The organism is Oceanithermus desulfurans, from assembly GCF_014201675.1.
Classification (GTDB): Bacteria; Deinococcota; Deinococci; order Deinococcales; family Marinithermaceae; genus Oceanithermus; species Oceanithermus desulfurans.
Map to the genome: position 1 here is coordinate 1 of NZ_JACHEZ010000018.1, position 1,230 is coordinate 1,230.

Here is a 1,230-nt window from a genome sequence, read left to right on the forward strand (position 1 = left end):
GCAAGGAGGAAACCATGGCCAAAGGTGTATTCGAACGAACCAAGCCCCACGTCAACGTGGGCACCATCGGTCACGTCGACCACGGCAAGACCACCCTCACCGCGGCGATCACCTTCGCCGCCGCCGCCGCCAACCCCAACGTCGAGGTGGCCAGCTACGACGAGATCGACAAGGCCCCCGAGGAGAAGGCCCGCGGCATCACCATCAACACCGCCCACGTGGAGTACGAGACCGAGAAGCGCCACTACTCCCACGTCGACTGCCCCGGCCACGCCGACTACGTCAAGAACATGATCACCGGCGCGGCCCAGATGGACGGCGCCATCCTCGTCGTCTCCGCCGCCGACGGCCCCATGCCCCAGACCCGCGAGCACATCCTGCTGGCCCGTCAGGTGGGCGTCCCCTACATCGTCGTCTTCATGAACAAGACCGACATGGTCGACGACCCCGAGCTCCTCGAGCTCGTCGAGATGGAGGTGCGCGAGCTCCTCAGCGACTACGAGTTCCCCGGTGACGACGTCCCCGTCATCGCCGGCTCCGCCCTCAAGGCCCTCGAGGCGCTGCAGGCCAACCCGAACACCCAGCGCGGCGAGAACGAGTGGGTCGACAAGATCTGGGAGCTCCTCGACGCCATCGACGAGTACATCCCCACCCCCGAGCGCGACGTCGACAAGCCCTTCCTGATGCCGGTCGAGGACGTCTTCACCATCACCGGTCGCGGCACCGTCGCCACCGGCCGCGTCGAGCGCGGCAAGATCACCGTGGGCGAGGAGGTCGAGATCGTCGGCCTGCGCCCCACCCACAAGACCGTCGTCACCGGCCTGGAGATGCACCGCAAGATCCTCCAGGAGGCCATCGCCGGCGACAACGTCGGCGCCCTCTTGCGCGGCGTCGCCCGCGACGAGATCGAGCGCGGCCAGGTCATCGCCAAGCCCGGCTCCATCACCCCCCACACCAAGTTCGAGGCCTCGGTCTACATCCTCAAGAAGGAGGAGGGCGGCCGCCACACCGGCTTCTTCACCGGCTACCGCCCCCAGTTCTACTTCCGCACCACCGACGTCACCGGCGTCGTCACCCTCCCCGAGGGCGTCGAGATGGTCATGCCCGGCGACAACGTCGAGTTCACCGTCGAACTCATCAAGCCCATCGCCCTGGAAGAAGGCCTCCGCTTCGCCATCCGCGAGGGCGGCCGCACCGTGGGCGCTGGGGTCGTGACCAAGATTCTGGAGT

Annotated in this window: 1 protein-coding gene; it reads left to right on the forward strand. The window is 67.3% G+C overall.

The genetic code is table 11. From position 1 onward, the window contains the following. Positions 1–14: 14 nt before the first annotated feature. The coding region (gene tuf, locus HNQ05_RS12115; RefSeq protein ID WP_147149141.1) for an elongation factor Tu at positions 15–1,230 on the forward strand (1,216 nt) is incomplete at its 3' end.